We start from the raw sequence: 16,426 nt of genomic DNA, 5'->3' as shown, positions 1-16,426 counted from the left end.
AGCGTGGCCAATCGGGTCCTGTACCCGTGGTAGGGTCACGCCCGTCTGGAAGCGGTCTGCGACCAGGTTCAGCAGCAGTGGTGGGAGGAATTTCTTCAGCATGAACAAGCGCAAGCTGGTATCCGGCATGGCCGTCGCCGGGATCGTCTCCGCGGGCTTCGGCGCCGCGGTGTATCCCGCAGCGGCCGAGCAGCGGACGATCACGGTGACCCTGCTCGGCGGTGCGACCGTCCAGCTCAACATCGATGTGCCTCCGGGTACGCCGCTCAGCGAGATCACGCTGCCGGGGATCCAGCTTCCGGTCATCTCGATCCAGGAGGGCCCGGCGCCCGTCGCCGACCCCAACGCGACCGCGACGCAGGAGCCCCAGGTCGTCGACCCGAACGCGGAAGCCGAGAAGGCCGCCACGCCGAAGGTCGCGGAGAAGAGCGAGAAGGGCAAGGCGCAGGCCACCACCGGCAAGAAGACGCGCAAGGCGCCGCCGGCGGCGAAGGTGCCGGACAAGCCGGCGGAGGGGTCCACCACGCCGGAGTCGGTCGACTCCCGCACGGGTGAGCCCGTCGCCCCGGACGCCCAGCGCGACTCCGGCGGGGTGCCGATGCCGGGCAACCCCACGTACGCCTTCGCGCTGCCGGGCCCCGCGCCGATCGGCGTGCCGAATTTCTTCATCGACAAGTTCCGGATCCCGCCGTTCCTGCTGTCGATCTACCAGGCCGCGGGCATCCAGTACGGCGTCCGGTGGGAGGTCCTGGCCGCGATCAACGAGATCGAGACCGACTACGGCCGCAACCTGAACGTGTCGTCCGCCGGCGCGGTCGGCTGGATGCAGTTCCTGCCGTCGACGTGGAAGGCCTACGGGGTCGACGCGAACAACGACGGCCGCAAGGATCCGTACAACCCCGTCGACGCCGTGTTCGGCGCCGCCCGCTACCTGAAGGCCGCCGGCGCGGAGACCGACATCAAGAAGGCGATCTTCGCCTACAACCACGCCGACTGGTACGTGGACTCCGTCCTGATGCGCGCCAAGCTCATCGGCGGCCTGCCGTCCGACCTCGTCGGGTCCCTGACCGGGCTGACGCAGGGCCACTTCCCCGTCCACGCGACGGCGTCCTACGCGGACGACATCAGCGAGCGCGAGGCGACCAAGCGCGTGGCCAAGGGCCGCAACGCGTCGGTGCCGATCGAGTCCAACTCGAACCGTCGCTCGGTGAACATCTTCGCGAAGGCCGGCTCGCCGGTGATCGCGGTGCAGGACGGCAAGATCACGAAGATCGGCAAGACCAAGCGCCTGGGCCGGTTCATCCAGCTGCAGGACGTGTACGGCAACACGTACACGTACGGCAACCTGAAGAAGCTCGCCCCGTCCTACCCGGTGCCGAAGGCCGACGAGGACAAGGAAGCCCTCACCAACGCTCTGGCGGTCGGTGACGACCCCGCCCCCACGTCCGCCGCCTCGGCGGGCACGCAGCTCGAAGCGGTCGCGAAGGGCGCGACCGAGACGCTGACGCTCACGACGAAGGCCGTCGTCGAGAAGCAGCGCCTGTTCGCCAACCCCGGCCGCAAGAACGCGCTGAAGGTCGGCGGTGAGGAGCAGCTGCTGAACACCACCGAGGCCGGCTCCTCGTTCAAGAGCTACTTCACCCAGGTCTACGGCCTCAAGCGCGAGGACGTGACGATCAAGAAGCTCGCCGTCGGCTCCCGCGTCATCGCCGGCACGATCCTCGGCCGCATCGGCACGACCTCCACCAAGTCCGCGCCGCACACCCGCTTCGAGATCCGGCCGGCCGGCCGCGGCGCGCCGCGGATCGACCCCAAGCCGATCCTCGACGGCTGGAAGCTGCTCGAGTCCACCGCGATCTACCGCGCGGCGGGCAAGAACCCGTTCTTCGGCCCGGACGCGAAGAACCCGTCGATCGGCCAGATCCTGCTGCTGTCCAAGGAAGCGCTGCAGAAGCGCGTCCTGGACGACCCGCGGATCGACCTGTATCCCGGCGGCGAGAACGACATCAAGGCCGGCGAGATCGACCGTCGCGTCCTCGCGACGCTCGAGTTCCTGTCGGCTGCAGGCCTGAAGCCCACGGTGTCCTCGCTGCGCAACAACCACGGGCTGCGGACCAAGTCCGGGAACATCTCCGAGCACTCCTCCGGCAACGCCGTGGACATCTCGAAGATCAACGGCATCCCGATCATGGGCCACCAGGGCGCCGGGTCGATCACCGACATCACCGTCCGCCGCCTGCTGTCGCTGCAGGGCACGATGAAGCCGCACCAGATCATCTCCCTGATGAAGTTCGAGGGCGCCGACAACACCCTGTCGATGCCCGACCACGACGACCACATCCACGTCGGGTTCCGGCCGCTCTACGACAAGAAGCTCGCCGCCGTCCTTAAGCCCTCGCAGTGGATCAAGCTGATCTCCCGCATCGGCACCATCGAGAACCCCGAGGTCGCCACCACGCCCTCGACCGCCTCGATCAAGGTCACCCGCTCCAGCAAGGCGAGCAAGGGCGAGTAGTCCCACACACCGCGCCGGACCAGTCGCATTCGCCGTACCGCGCGCCCCGTCCGGGGCGCGCGTCGTTTCTGAGGACCCTTCGCCATGAGCCTGTTTGCCTTCGTCCAGATGGAGTTCCCGTGGGAGATCGGGCCGCCCGACGGGCGGTACGTGCTTCGCGGTCACGCGGGGCAGCCGTCGCACGTCCTGGTGGTCACGACCCTCGGCGCCGTCGAGCGGCGGCGGCTGCTCAGCAAGCGGTCGCCGAAGCCGAAGGCAGCCGGTGCCGAACCCGGGCCCGAGCCGGTCACGACCACCCGCGTGACGCTCGTGCAGGCCGAGGCGCTCGCCGACGAGGCCGCTGGTCAGGCGTGGATGAAGACCGCCAACCTGTCGGCCGAGGTCGACGACGCCATCGACGTCCTCAACGGGGTGCTGCACGCGCACCGCACGTCAGCCATGGACCCGTTCACGCGCGACGTGACCCGCCGGCAGGCGCTCGTGGTCCGCTCCGGCGTCGGCGAGGGCGAGGCCGTCGCGCACGGCCGCTGGGCCACGGCCGTCGAGATCCCGTCCCCGGCCAAGCCGGCGTCCGAACGGCGCACGGCCGCCCTGCGCCCTCAGGAGCGCCTGGCCGCGATCCTGAGCGGTCGCGACGTCGCGCTCGCGTCCGAGGAGCTCGTGCTGCGCGCCCGGGCGGACATCGACGCCGGCCGCACGCGGGAGGCCTCGCTGCAGGTGCGTGTCGCGCTCGAGGCGGCGATCGCGGAACTCGAGCCGTGGGCCGACGGTGCCGACCTCGCCCGGCGCATCGAAGAGCTGCGCGAGCTGCGCGCCCCGGTGGCGGCGGCGGCGAACAGCGCGCTGCAGGGCGGGCTGGACGACGAGACGGCCGAGCGGGTCGAGCACGCCATCAAGCGCGTCGAGGCCGCGCTCCGCGTGCGGACGAACGCCGGCCTGGCCTGAGCGCTACAGGGCCGCCAGCACCGCTTCGAGCTCGGCCACCACGTCCCCGTCGAGCTTGACGGCCGCCTGGCGGTCGAAGCTCGTCGGCCCGGCGGTGACGACCGCCACCTGGCCGCCGCCGGCCAGCACGATCTCCGGCAGCCCCGCGACGGGGTAGACCTCCAGCGAGGACCCGACGCAGACGACGAGGTCCGCCTCCCCCATCAGCGCGATCGCACGCTCCATCGCGTCGGCCGGCAGGTGCTCGCCGAAGAGCACGACGTCCGGCTTCAGCGGGCGGCCGCAGTCGCAGGCCGGGACGCCGTCCTCCGACGCCTCCAGCCGCCGCTGCACCTCGGCGAGCGGGTACCGGTTGCCGTCGTGGAGGCAGGAGGAGTGCTCGATGGTGCCGTGCATCTCGACCAGCTCGGTCGTCCCTGCCTTGCGGTGGAGCATGTCGATGTTCTGCGTGACGACCGCCTTCAGCAGCCCGCGGCGCTCGAGCTCCACGAGCACCGCGTGCGCGCCGTTCGGCTGCTTGGCGTGCAGCGTCTGGAAGCGGTCGCCGTAGAAGTGCCAGAACCGGGCGGGGTCCGCGCGCCATGCGTCGATGTGGGCGACCTGCATCGGGTCGACGTTCGCCCACAGTCCCGTCCCCGGGGTCCGGAAGTCAGGGATGCCGGACGGGACAGAGATGCCGGCGCCCGTGAGCGCGACGACGCTGCGCGCCCCGGCGATCAGCCCCGCAAGCTGCTCCGCCCCGGTCACGTCCCGGACCAGACGGCCTTGCGCTTGCCGAGGAAGGCGCCGATGCCCTCCTTGGCGTCGGCCGTGGCGAAGACGGCGGCGAAGGCGTCCTGCTCGGCCGCGATGCCGGCGTCGAGGTCGCTGTTGCCGCTTACGTCCTTGATCCGGGCGACCGCGACCGGGGCCTGCTCGGCGAACCTGCGCGCCCAGGCAAGGACGGTGTCGAGCAGCTCGTGGTCGACGACCGTGCGGTTGACGAGCCCGAACTCCCACGCCTCGGTCGCGCTGATCGCGTCGCCGATCAGGTTCATCTCCAGGGCCTTGTTCTCGCCGACCAGCCGCGGCAGGCGCTGGGTGCCGCCGAAGCCCGGGATGATGCCGAGCTTGATCTCGGGCTGGCCGAAGCTCGCCGACTGCGCGGCGATGCGCACGTCGCAGGCCATCGCGAGCTCGCAGCCACCGCCGAGCGCGAGGCCGTTCACGGCGGCGATCGTCACGACGGGATCGGTCTCCAGCGTCCGGAGCAGCGCGTGCGTGGCCGCGATGAAGCCGCGACCTGCGTCCTCGTCCTGGGTGGTGAAGGCCTTCAGGTCGGCGCCCGCGCTGAACACCTGCGGGTTCGCCGAGGCGATCACGAAGACCCGCGCGCCGCCGGCCTTGGCTGCGGCGTGGACCTTGCCCAGGTGCTCGACCGTCCGCGGGCCGATGGCGTTCATCGGGGGGCTCGCGAGCCACGCGATGGCGACGGGCCCGCGGGTCTCCAGCTGCACCACGGCGTCGTCGCCCGCCGGCTGGACGGCGTCGGGCTGCGGGTAGGCGTAGAAGCCCTGGCCGGTGCTGCGACCGAGCCGACCCTGGGCGACCAGGCGCCGCAGGATGCGCGGCGGCGCGAACGCGGGACCGTGTTTCCGCGCCGCGGCCTCCAGGCGCTCCAGCACGACGTCCAGACCCTGCTCGTCCGCCTTCATGAACGGCGGCAGCATGCCGCGCGCGGGATCGATCCCGGCGCCGGCCATCAGCGCGACGTCGATGTCGCGATGGGTGGCGACCCCCTCCTGCAGCACGAGCGCCGCCTCCGCGAAGACCTTCAGCTCGAGCAGCCGGGCGATCTCGTCGTCGGCGGGCTGCTTGCTGCCGCCCGTCGCGGCCGCGCTGCCGTCCGCCTTGTAGAAGCCCTCACCCCCGGTCTTGGCGCCGAGCTTGCCGGCGGCGACCTGGGTCGCCATGCCCTCGTGGACGTAGAAGCGGTCCGGGCCGTACGCGGCGACCATGTGCTCGGCCACGTGGAACGTGGTGTCCAGTCCGAGCAGGTTCACCAGCATGTACGGGCCCATCGGCGTGATCTTCGCCCCGGCGATCAGCTCGTCGACCGCCTTGATCGAGAGGTCCTGGTCCTCGGTCATCCGCCAGACCTCGCTGAGACCCGACAGCAGGATGCGGTTGAGGACGAAGCCGGGGACCTCGCCCGAGCGAATCGGCGTCTTCTTGATCGCCTGCGCGAAGTTCATCGCCGCCTGCAGTGTCTCGGCGGAGGTGTCCTCGCCGTCGATCACCTCGATCAGCGGCATGACCGCGGCCGGATAGCAGTAGTGGAACCCGACGATCTTCTCGGGGCGCAGCGTCGCGTCGCCGATCTCCGTGATCGACAGGCCGGACGTGTTCGACGCGAGGATCGCGTGGCCCGGCGTCACGGCGTCGAGCTCGCCGAAGACCGCCTGCTTGAGCTCGAGCTTCTCGGGGACCGCCTCGATGACGAAGTCGACGTCGCCGAAGCCGTCGTAGCTCGTGGTCCCGTGGATGAGCGCGAGGACGGCGTCGGTCTTCGCCGCGGCCTCGTCGGCCGTCAGCTTCCCGTTCTGCACCAGCGCCCCGAAGCGGCCGGCGGTGACGCTCCTGGCCTCCTGCAGCCCGCGGTCGACGAGCTCCTGGCGGATGTCCTTGAGCAGGACCGGGATCCCGGCGGCGGCGATCGTCTGGGCGATCTGACCGCCCATGACCCCGGCTCCGACGACGGCGGCTTTGTTGACGAACATGTGCCCGCGATGGTCCCACGTTCACCGTGGGATCGTCCTGGCGGCGCGGGCGGGACGCTGCCGCGGCTGGGTCAGACCGGGAGGTTCTGGTCCCCGCGGAGCTCGATCTCGAGCCGGCCCAGCGTGCGATGCAGCGACATCCGCTGCGCGCCCTTGACGAACAGGCTGTCCATGATCGGGGTGAAGATGTTGCGGTTCTTGATCGTGTAGATCAGCTTCAGGTCGATCAGCGTCCCGCCCTCGTGGGGGGAGAAGACGATGGTCTGGGTGCCGTGGATCGTGTCGTCCTCCACGCGGGTCACGCAGCGGGCGCGCGGCTCGTAGGCGGTGACGACCTCGATGACACGGCCGCGTCCACCCGGCTTGGAGGCCCACACGGCGCGGGCCCCCTCGTGCGGCCAGTCCTCGGCAGCGGACTCGAGCCGCCCGAAGCCGTCGAGCAGCATGCTCCACCGCCGGGGGTCGTACCAGATCGCCTCGGCGGCGCTGGCGCCGTACGGCACGTCGAGCTTCGCGGTGACCGTTCCCATGGGCGAGAAGCGTATTGGCCGGGGGCGTTTGGCGCGCGCGTCCTACAGGGCGGGCGGGTGGCGGCCAGACCACCCGGCGAAGGGCCCTACGACAGGTATGCGCCTACAGGCCGGGCGGGTGGCGGCCAGACCACCCGGCGAAGGGCCCTACGACAGGTATGCGCCTACAGGCCGGGCGGGTGGCGGGCCACGAAGCCCGCGCTGCTGCGCATCTCCTGCGTCCAGCGCGTCCCGCCACGGCTCAGCGCGGAGGTGTCGAAGCGCCAACCGGCGACGACCATGTAGGCGTGGCCGGCGTTGGCGTAGACGGTGATGTACTTGCCCGGCCCGGCCTCGCCCCAGCTCATGAACGGGCCGGAGGCCATCGGCGATGAGACGAGCCCCGCCGCGGCAAGGGCGTAGCTGATCGACCCGGAGCAGTCGTAGGCGCTGGCCTTGAACGAGGCGTGCCCGCCGCCGTAGAGGTACGGCAGGCCCGCGATCGCGTTGCCGGCGGCCATGACCTTGGCGACGGCGGCCGGGGCGCCGGCGGGCGGCTGGGCCAGTCCGCCGGTGTTGACGCCGATGCCGCTGACGACGGCCTCGCGCTGGATCCGGGCGGCACGCGCGGCTTCGCGGCGTTGACGGCCCTTCAGGTCGCTGATCTGACCGCGGACGGCGGCGAGCTGCGCGGCCGTGCCGTCCCGGCGCTGCAGCTGCCGGGCGCGGACGTTGAGGATCGCGGTACGCGCGACCTGGGCGGAGTCGCGGCGACGCTGGACCTGCTCGGCGAGGCGCCGCGCGTCCTGCTGGAGCTCGACGAGCTTCGTGGCCTCGCGGTCGACCTGCACGCGCGTCTCGCGGGTGCTGTCGAGGATCCGCGCGTTGTTGGCCTCGATGCGCTTGAGGAAGTTGCGGCTCTCGATCAGGTCGCCGAAGTCGTGGGCGCGCAGGAGGAAGCTGACGAGGTCGGGCTGGGGGTTCTGGTAGGCGCTGACGAGGTTGCGGCGCAGCGCGTTCGCGGCGCGGTGCATGCGGTTCTCGAGCTTCTGCAGGACGACCCGGGTCGCGGCGATCCTCGCGCCGATCGCGCGGACCTTCGCCTCGCGGCGGTCGGCGTCCGCCTCGATGCGGTCCAGGCGCGCCTGCGCGGCACCGAGGTCGGCGTCGGTCTGGCCGAGCCGGCGCGTCTCGACGGCGACCGCGGCCTTCAGGGCGGCGGCACGGCTCTCGGAGCTGGCGATCCGCTGCCCGGTGTTCTGGCCCACGGCGGGCAGCACGGTGGCGAGGACCGCGAGGGTCGCCACGGCCGCGGCGATCAGCAGGCGGACGGGTATGGATGACAGGCGCGGCATGCAGGGTGGAGCGGTCCGGTGGGCACAGCGCAAAGCGGCGCCACTCCTGCGGACAGCGAGGCCGAAACTAGCAGCGACCCTTGCCGATTCCTGCTTCTGCAACGGGTCGTGCAACACCTGTACCCGGCACCGTCGTCGGCACGCACCTGGGACCTCGCTCACCCCCGGTGAATGTCGATCCACCGGGCCCGGAGCCGTGCGATCCGCCAGCGCGAACCTGCGGGGGTGTGAATGTCGATTCACCGAGGTGGGAGCCGTGCGATCCGCCAGCGCGAATCTGCGGGGGTGTGAATGACGATTCACCTGGCCCCGAAGCGGGCGCTCCGCCGGCGACCTCCCACCCCGCGAGACCGACGCAGGATCGTCGTCGATCCTGCGCAGGTCGGGGGTAGCGTCCGCACAGGCTCGCCCGCCACGCTCGGGTGATGCGCACGCGGCAGCCCACGACCGACGACGTCTGGTTCCCACCCGGGTTCGACCGCATCGCACAGCCCCTCCCGACGACCGGGGCTGCACGCCGGACGATGCGCACCGTCGACCCCGTCATCGTCGCGCTCGCGGAGCGACAGCACGGTGCGGTGGCGCGGTCGCAGCTGCTGGCACTGGGCGTCTCCGACGACCACATCGCAGCGCGTCTGGCAAGCGGCATGCTGGTCGCCATTCACCCGGGCGTGTATCGGCTCGGCGGTGGAGCCCTGCCGCCCGATCAGCTGCGCATGGCGGCGGTCCTCGCCTGCCGACGGGGTTCACGACTCGCCGGGTGGACGGGGGCGACCCACCGCGACGTCCTGCCTGACGCGGGGACGCGACCTGATGTCGCAGTGCCCCCTCACCGTCGTCCGGACACGCGGCGCTTCCAGGTCGTGCGAGCGATTCCGGTGCCGGACGAGCAAACGCTGGTGCGCGGAGTCCCGACCCACACGGTCGCCCGCATCCTGCTCGACCTGGCCCGGCGCGACGACGGCGGCCGGGTCCTGGAGTGGGCCTGGCGCCAGGCTATCTACAAGCAACTGCTGGACGTCGCGGCCGTGCGGCGGTTGCTCCTCGACCGACACGGACAGCGCGGGGTGCCCGCGTTGCAGGCGCTCTACGACCGGAGGGCTGCCCTCGTCGGCGAGGTCCGCAACGAGTTCGAGCTGCTCATGCTCGAAATCATCCGCGCCGCCGGTCTGCCGGAGCCGCGCTGCAACGAGCCGTGGGACGTCGGCGACGGACTCGTCTTGCGTCCCGACTTCCGCATCCCGGAGCTGCTGCTCGTCGTCGAGTCGGACGGCAAGGACGGCCACGCTGACGTCGAGTTCCTCCTGAGCGACGCCGAGCGCGATGCGCGTTACGCCGCGATGGGCTACGCCACCCTGCGCTACTCGAAGTGGGAGACGACGCGGCAGCGCGGCCGGGTCGACGACGAACTCCGCCGGCACCGTGAGCTGTTCCTGCGGACACGCAGCTGAGCTCGGGGACGGTTCCGGCACGGCCGCGTCGGGGCCAGTTGACATGATGGCCCGATGCCGGACCGCGCCACCCGCGACGCCGTGGCCGAGGCCGTCTCGGTCGAGGCTGCGCGTGCCGCCGCCGGCGGGAAGGTGCCGCTGCCCGAGCAGCGGGCGCCCGGCGGCAGCGGGACCGCGGATCCCCTCGTCGCCGAACTGCGCCGCGGCGGCCTTTTGCCCTGGCTCGTGCTCCACTTCCTCGGTGACGAGCCGTCGTACGGCAACCAGCTCATGGAGCGGGTCGGGGCGGCCACCGGCGGCCTGCTGAAGGTCAACCCGAACACGATGTACCCGCTGCTGCGGCAGCTCGAGGGGAAGGGCCTGATCGCCGGTGAGTGGGAGCACCCGGAGCGGCGCTCGCGGCGGTACTACCGCCTGACCGACGACGGCGCCGTCCAGCGCGACACACTGGCGGCCGACCTCGCGCCGCGCCTGGACGCGGTCGCGCGCAGCGTGGACCTCATCCGCGCTGAGCTCGACCGCTGAACGCTGACGGCCGGCCGGGTCGGCCACCGGCGGATCGCACGGCTCCGACCCCGGTGAATCGTCATTCACCGCACGGCGGGATGGCCACTGGTGGATCTCACGACTCCGACCCCGGGGAATCGTCATTCACCGCACGGCGGGGTGGCCACTGGCGGATCGTACGGCTCCCACCCCGGTGAATCGTCATTCACACCGAGTGGGGCGCCGGCTGGGTCGGCCACCAGCGGATCGCCCGGCGCATCGCAGGCGGAACGCTCCGGTCAGACGGTCGCCACCAGGTAGACCGCGAGCACCACGCCCGCGATCACCGCGCCGACGCTGAGCGCGACCAGGGCGTACTGCTCGGGGAACACGGCCGGGCGGCTCGGGGCCATGCTGTTGCGACGCCAGCGCTTCCACATCGCCCTGACACTAGAGTCATCCGTCGTGCAGGAGACGTTCGGCACCGTGCTGTTCATCGTCGTCGTCCTCGGCGTGGTGATCGCCGGCATCACCCTCGCGACCGCCGGCAAGGCCTACGACGAGATCGGCAAGGGCGGCCTGTTCGGGGATGACGCTCCCAAGCCACCCGGCGGTGGCGGCGGCGCGCCGACGGCCGGTGGCGGTGACGGCGTCAGCGGTGCTGTCCGCGATGAGGAGATCCGCCAGATGCTCCAGGCGCGCAGCAATCGCCGTGTCCGCAAGGGCCACTCGCCGCTGGACATCGACGCCGAGCTCGCCGCTCTGACCCGGCAGCAGTCCAACGTCCAGGCCGATCCCGAGCTCATCGCGGAGGTCCGCGAGCTCGTGCAGTCGCGCAACCGGCGCCGTGTGCGCCAGGGCAAGGAGCCGCTGGACGTGGAGACCGAGGTCGCGCGGCAGCTCAGCGACCTGGGCTGATCCAAGGCCGCTCGGGCCCCGGCGGGCGAGGCGGCTCGCCGCCGATCGCCGAAACTCGATAGAACGGTGGCATGGCCGCACCACGCCGATTCGAGCTCGACGAAGCCGTCAACCGCCCGGGGACCTATTACAACCCGCAGACCGAGATGCTCCTGATCGTCGACGACGGCACCGCCCTCGACGCCGAGCTGTTCGAGGAGTCGGGCGACGCCGACGATGACGCGGTCTGGGTCCTCGTCGGCGACGAGGCCCCGGTCGACGAGACCGCCCGGGACGAGGCCATCGAGCGCTTCGAGGCGTCCCACCATCCCGGCGCGTCGGGCGCCGTCGACGCCGCGGACGACGACGAGGAAGACGACATCGACGAGCTCGAGCCCGACGAGGACCAGTACTGAACTAGCGGGGGCCTGACGCCAGGTCCGCCTCGGCGTCCACGCCCCAGCGGGCGCCGGCGGCGACGAGCTCGGCCTCGAGCGGCCAGCGGTCGGCGACGATCGCCCCGTCGTACTCCGGCGACGCGCCCTTCAGCACCATGGAGCCGGCGTTGTCGCCGATCTCCCGCAGCTCGGCGACCTCCTCCGGGCTCAGGACCACGTGATGCGGCGTCGCGGCCAGCTCCGCGCGCTTCGCCTCGATCGCCCGGCCGCCCGGCTCCTGGATCAGCGTCGGGGCGACGCAGGCCACGGGGCTGTGCGCCAGGTCCCACTGCGCGGCCAGCTGCAGCAGCGTCAGCTCGTGCCGCTCGGCGACCGGGCGGATCCGCTCGAGCTTCTCGATGCCGGACTCGATCCAGCCACCGGGACGGTGCAGGCGGTGGTCCTTCGGGGCGAACTGGTGCCCGGGCTTGACGTCGTCCCAGAACAGGCCGCCGTAGTCGACCACGCGCGCGATGACCGCGACCTCCTGCGCTGCCGCGGTCCGCAGCGCCAGCTCGCCGGGCCACGGCTCGAACGGGTTGAGGATCAGCATCGCCCAGTCCATCAGCTCGCCGAACTGCTCCAGGCAGGCGATCACGTCGAGCGTGAAGCCGTTCGCCGGACCGGGAGCCACGCCGATCGCGCTCGTCAGGCCCTCGTCGCGGAGGGACGCCAGCGCCTCCCACACGATCGGGCTGGTGTACCCGGTGCGGTCGGGGTTGTGCAGCAGCAGGACGTCGAGCTGGTCGACCCCAAGGCGCTCGAGGTGCTTCTCGGTCGCCATCTTCAGGTAGTCGGCGTACTGCTCGGGCCCGCGCAGCCGCGCGTCGGTGAAGCGCGGGAAGCCCTTCGCGCCCTCGCGCTCGCCCTCGTAGAAATCGTGGCCGACCGCGCCGACCAGGCAGAACTCGTCACGCGGGACGCCGGCGATCGCCCGGCCGACGAGCGCGTCGGCCTCCCCCGCGCCGTAGGCGTCGGCGGTCAGCAGGGTGTGGATGCCCGCGTCGGGACGCAGCAGGGCCTCGAGGCGCTCGGCCTCGACGGTCTCCCCGTACTGCAGGTAGCGGCCACCGCTCCAGGCGCCGAGGGCAACGTGGCCGACGGCGCGGCTGGGCTTGGGAATGGAGTCGGTCATGGGTTCAGGAGCGGGGCGCACTCGTTGACCTTCGCGATGTCGGCCCCCGCGGCCGCCATGCAGGCGTCGTAGTCGTTCTGGGGTGGGGCCGTACCCGCGCTGCCGCCGGTCGTACCCGAACCCGAACCGGAACCCGTCCCCGCACCGGAACCGGAGCCCGTCCCGCCGGCGCCCGGCACCGCTGCACCGCCGCCGAACACACCGGTGATCAGCTGCGCCAGCTGCGTCTGCAGCTCGGCGAACGGGCGCGTCGTCGTCGGCGCGGTGATCGTCTGCTTCTCGTTGAGGTCCGCGACCGTCAGCGCGAGGCGCAGGCGCCCCTTCTTCAGACCACCGGCGGCAGCCTGCGCGATCTCCGGCAGCTCGAAGGCGACCGTGACGTCGAGCTTGCGCAGCGTGCCGTCGTCCTTCCCCGCCCAGACGTCGAACGTCGTGCCCGTGACGGCCCCCGCGAGCACGGTCCGCTGCGGGGTCGTCAGGCCGTTCGGCACGCCCGCCGCCTGGCCCGCGGCGCCGCTGACGGAGCCGGCTTTGCGCAGCAGCTTGTCCACGTCCTCGAGCAGCTTCGGGACGTCCACTGACGCACTCACGTGGTCGGTCGCGACCCCGCCCACCTGCTCGGTGCCGACGGTCTTCGGGGCGCTCAGCCAGCGCAGCGGATCGACGCCGAGGGATTGCAGCGACGTACCGGACGCCTTCTTGTCGCCGTCGGACGCCGCCTGGAGCGAGTCCTTGTAGGCCTTCTGGAACTGCGTGAACACCGCGGCGGGCAGCGCGTAGTCCGCGCCGTCGAACTTCAGGAAGCCCTTGTCCGCGGTCGAGACGGCCCCGGCCTTGAGCTGCGTCCCGCCGGCCAGCAGCCCGAAGTCGAGGTCGAAGAACGGCAGCTTCCCGCCGCCCTGCGACTGGAACGGCCCCTCGAGGTCGACCTTCACCTGCGGGCCGACCCCGGTCAGCCCGGTCTGGTCGAACGTGATCGCGGCGTCGACGTCCCCGCTCCTGACCGGCTTGTCGGGCCCGAACGCCTCCGCCAGGACGCCCGCCGCCCCCGACGGCTTCTTCTCGTCCGAGCCCCCGCAGGCGGCGACGAAGAGCAGGCACAGCACGGCAAAGAAGGCGGCGACGGGACGGCGGGCACGGAGCACTGGGACCGGGGACCTCGGGTCGGGTGGCACTGCAAGGCAGGCTGCGCGGACGGCGCAGGGCGGACGGTACCATCGGCCGATCCGCCGGACGCCGCCCATCATCGTGGCTGCGGCGCTGTCGCTGGGCCTCGCCACCGCGACCGCCGCACCCGCAGCCTCCCCGCCCGCCCCGGACCGCGCGCGGGCGGCGAAGCAGACCCGCACCGTCCTCGGCGAGGTCGACCGCGTGCAGGCCGCGGGCGTCGTCCCGGCCGCTGTCGCCGACGGGTACCGGGAGGTCTACGGCGCCGCCAAAGCCAGCCTGAAGAAGCTCACGGGCGCCCGCCGGAACGAGCTCGGCGGCGTGCTGCGCACGATCGACGCCGTGGCTGCGGCCGGCAACCTCACGAGCTCCCGGATGCCGCTCGCGTTCCTGACGATCCGGCGCAACCGCGAGTGGTGGACCACCGGATCGCTGCTCGCCTACGGGCAGCGGGTGACCTTCAAGGGCAGCTCGATGGTCTGGCAGGCGTACCCGGGCCAGGGCATCCAGGTGCAGTGGCTCGGGACGTTCGGCAAGGCCAACTCCCTGATGGCCGGCGGCCAGCGACGGTACGACAACGCCCTTAAGGCGCTGCTGCAGGAGACGACGTCCCTGGCGTCGGTCCGCGCCGGCGGCATCGCCTGGGAGTCGTTCTTCGTGTTCGACGGCGGGGCGCCGCCGTGGGTCAGCGCGCTCAGCCAGGGGACCGCCCTGCAGGCCTACAGCCGGGCGGCAGTGCACCTCAAGGACCCCGCGCTGTTCGACGTCGCGCGCAGCGCCCTGGGGATCTTCCGGGTCGCGCCGCCGACCGGCGTCCGCGTCGGGACGTCGTCGGGCGCCAACCTGCTGATCTATTCGTTCGCGCCGAAGCTCGACGTGCTGAACGCCTTCACGCAGGCCGTCAACGGCCTGCACGACTTCGCGGTCCTCGCCCGCGACGAGGAGGGCCAGCGGCTGTACCGCGAGGCCGAGGCCGAGCTCCGGGTCGCCCTCCCCCGCTTCGACACCGGCGCCTGGTCGCTCTACTCGCTCAAGCCGCGGGAGTCCGACCTCGGCTACCACACGCTCCTGCGCGACTTCCTGGCCGGGCTCTGTGACCGCACGACGGCGGACCGCAGGCGGGCGGCCCGCGCGACCACCCGCCAGGACGGCGGCGCGGCGCCGGTACCGGCCCCGCCGACGCCGACGAGCGCTGTCGACCCGGCCACGCTGCCCGATCCCGCCGTCTACTGCGACACGGCCGCCCGGTTCACGGCGGACCTCAGGACACCTCCGGTCATCGCCCTCGCGGGCAGGCCGAAGCCGGCGAAGCCGAAGCGCAAGAAGGAGGTGTCGCTCGGCTACACGCTGTCGAAGGTGTCGACCGTCACCACCTCCGTCACGCTGAACGGCAAGGGCATCGCCGGCCGGACGGTCCGCCTGAGCCGCGGCCAGCAGCGCCTGCGCTTCACGCCCAAGAAGGCGGGGCGCTACGCGGTGTCGGTCCGGGCCGTCGACCTCGCGGGCAACGCCGCGCAGACCTCGGGGAGCATCGCCGTCGGGGGCTGAGCCGCCGCCCTCGCGTAGTGTGAAGCGCGGGCATGGAGACGCGCACGATCCTCTACACCGGCAAGGGCGGAGTCGGCAAGACCTCGGTGGCCGCCGCCACCGCTCGCCGCTGCGCCGCCGCCGGGCTGCGGACGATCGTCCTCTCGACGGATCCCGCGCACTCGCTGGCCGACGCGCTGCAGACGCCGCTCGGCAGCAGCCCGTCGGAGGTCGGGCCGGGGCTCGTGGCGCAGCAGGTGTCCGCGCAGGACGAGCTCGAGCGCAACTGGTCGGCGGTCCGGGCGTGGGCCGGCGACATCCTCGTCGAGCGCGGCGTGGACCGCATCAGCGCCGAGGAGCTGACCGTCCCGCCCGGGATGGACGAGCTCTTCAGCCTGCTCGAGCTCAAGCGCCACCACGAGTCCGGGGAGTTCGACGTCGTGGTCGTCGACTGCGCCCCGACGGGTGAGACGCTGCGCCTGCTGAGCTTCCCCGACGTCGCGCGCTGGTGGCTGAACAAGGCCTTCCCGCAGCAGTCGCGGCTGATGGAGGCCGCCCGGCCGTTCGCCCGCGCGGTCTTCGACGTCTCGCTGCCCGGCGACGCGGTCCTGGACGAGATCCAGGGCCTCACACGGAACCTGATCGCGATGAACGAGATCCTCCGCGACACCGAGCACGTGTCGCTGCGCCTGGTCATGAACCCGGACCGGATGGTCATCGACGAGGCCCGCCGCACGTTCACCTACCTGAACCTCTACGGCTTCCTCACCGATGCCGTGATCGTCAACCGCGTCTTCCCGGAGGAGGTCGGCGACTACTTCGCGCCGTGGCGCGACCGCCAGCAGGAGCACCTCACCGCGGTGCGCGAGGCGTTCGCGCCGCTGCCGGTCCTGTGCGCGCCGTACTTCCCGGCCGAGGTCCTGGGCGACGCGCCGCTCGACGCCCTCGGGGACGCGCTGTTCGCCGGGCACGACGCGTCGGCGGTCCTGCACCAGTCGCTGACGCAGGAGCTGACGCTGACCGACGACGGCGCCACGCTGCGGCTCGAGCTGCCGTTCGTCGAGAAGGGCGAGGTCGGGCTGAAGCAGGTGGGCCGCGAGCTGATCGTCCGCGTCGACGGTCACAAGCGCACGCTGATGCTGCCACCGGCCGTGGCGGACTATCGTCCGTCGGGCGCCGCGCTCCAGGACGGATCGCTGCACATCACCTTCGACCTTCCCGCCCGTCAGGCCTGAGCTGCGCT

At 72.0% G+C, this 16,426-nt stretch carries 14 protein-coding genes; 8 read left to right on the top strand and 6 right to left on the bottom strand.

What is annotated here, in order from left to right:
* Positions 1-100 precede the first annotated feature (100 nt).
* Entirely contained in the window at positions 101-2,515 is a 2,415-nt protein-coding gene (locus DSM112329_RS07770; RefSeq protein ID WP_354701242.1) for a lytic murein transglycosylase, read from the top strand.
* Between the two features lie 84 nt (positions 2,516-2,599).
* Positions 2,600-3,460, top strand: coding sequence for a hypothetical protein (locus tag DSM112329_RS07765; RefSeq protein WP_354701241.1), 861 nt, complete (start codon positions 2,600-2,602; stop codon positions 3,458-3,460).
* Positions 3,461-3,463: 3 nt separating this feature from the next.
* Here DSM112329_RS07765 and DSM112329_RS07760 read toward each other — a convergent pair whose 3' ends face one another.
* The 4 genes from DSM112329_RS07760 to DSM112329_RS07745 form a co-directional block, all read right to left on the bottom strand.
* Entirely contained in the window at positions 3,464-4,207 is a 744-nt protein-coding gene (locus DSM112329_RS07760) for an NAD-dependent deacylase (RefSeq protein ID WP_354701240.1), read from the bottom strand.
* Complete coding sequence (locus DSM112329_RS07755; RefSeq protein ID WP_354701239.1) at positions 4,204-6,219, bottom strand: enoyl-CoA hydratase-related protein; 2,016 nt, start codon at positions 6,217-6,219, stop codon at positions 4,204-4,206. Before DSM112329_RS07755 ends, DSM112329_RS07760 begins: the two co-directional genes overlap by 4 nt.
* A 71-nt stretch (positions 6,220-6,290) precedes the next feature.
* A complete protein-coding gene (locus DSM112329_RS07750) occupies positions 6,291-6,749 on the bottom strand; it encodes an SRPBCC family protein (protein WP_354701238.1) in 459 nt (152 codons plus the stop codon).
* 164 nt (positions 6,750-6,913) lie between these two features.
* Entirely contained in the window at positions 6,914-8,083 is a 1,170-nt protein-coding gene (locus DSM112329_RS07745; protein WP_354701237.1) for a hypothetical protein, read from the bottom strand.
* Between the two features lie 425 nt (positions 8,084-8,508).
* On the opposite strand from DSM112329_RS07745, the gene DSM112329_RS07740 reads away from it, so the two are divergent.
* The 4 genes from DSM112329_RS07740 (at position 8,509) to DSM112329_RS07725 (ending at position 11,333) form a co-directional block, all read left to right on the top strand.
* Complete coding sequence (locus tag DSM112329_RS07740) at positions 8,509-9,534, top strand: type IV toxin-antitoxin system AbiEi family antitoxin domain-containing protein (RefSeq protein WP_354701236.1); 1,026 nt, start codon at positions 8,509-8,511, stop codon at positions 9,532-9,534.
* A gap of 54 nt (positions 9,535-9,588) precedes the next feature.
* Complete coding sequence (locus DSM112329_RS07735; protein ID WP_354701235.1) at positions 9,589-10,059, top strand: PadR family transcriptional regulator; 471 nt, start codon at positions 9,589-9,591, stop codon at positions 10,057-10,059.
* Positions 10,060-10,431: 372 nt separating this feature from the next.
* The gene (locus DSM112329_RS07730; protein WP_354701234.1) at positions 10,432-10,938 is read left to right on the top strand and encodes a hypothetical protein; all 507 of its coding nucleotides are present in this window, start codon (positions 10,432-10,434) and stop codon (positions 10,936-10,938) included.
* A gap of 71 nt (positions 10,939-11,009) precedes the next feature.
* Entirely contained in the window at positions 11,010-11,333 is a 324-nt protein-coding gene (locus DSM112329_RS07725; protein WP_354701233.1) for a hypothetical protein, read from the top strand.
* Position 11,334: 1 nt separating this feature from the next.
* Here DSM112329_RS07725 and DSM112329_RS07720 read toward each other — a convergent pair whose 3' ends face one another.
* Complete coding sequence (locus DSM112329_RS07720; RefSeq protein ID WP_354701232.1) at positions 11,335-12,489, bottom strand: aldo/keto reductase; 1,155 nt, start codon at positions 12,487-12,489, stop codon at positions 11,335-11,337.
* The gene (locus tag DSM112329_RS07715; RefSeq protein ID WP_354701231.1) at positions 12,486-13,634 is read right to left on the bottom strand and encodes a hypothetical protein; all 1,149 of its coding nucleotides are present in this window, start codon (positions 13,632-13,634) and stop codon (positions 12,486-12,488) included. Before DSM112329_RS07715 ends, DSM112329_RS07720 begins: the two co-directional genes overlap by 4 nt.
* A gap of 103 nt (positions 13,635-13,737) precedes the next feature.
* On the opposite strand from DSM112329_RS07715, the gene DSM112329_RS07710 reads away from it, so the two are divergent.
* Both DSM112329_RS07710 and DSM112329_RS07705 read left to right on the top strand, forming a co-directional pair.
* A complete protein-coding gene (locus tag DSM112329_RS07710) occupies positions 13,738-15,204 on the top strand; it encodes a D-glucuronyl C5-epimerase family protein (protein ID WP_354701230.1) in 1,467 nt (488 codons plus the stop codon).
* A 32-nt stretch (positions 15,205-15,236) separates the two neighbouring features.
* Positions 15,237-16,418 (top strand): TRC40/GET3/ArsA family transport-energizing ATPase, encoded by a 1,182-nt coding sequence (locus DSM112329_RS07705; protein WP_354701229.1) that lies wholly within the window; start codon positions 15,237-15,239, stop codon positions 16,416-16,418.
* The last annotated feature ends 8 nt before the right edge of the window (positions 16,419-16,426 follow it).

This window comes from Paraconexibacter sp. AEG42_29, assembly GCF_040581415.1.
Taxonomy (GTDB): Bacteria; Actinomycetota; Thermoleophilia; order Solirubrobacterales; family Solirubrobacteraceae; genus Paraconexibacter.
This window is presented reverse-complemented; position numbering and strand designations above follow the sequence as displayed.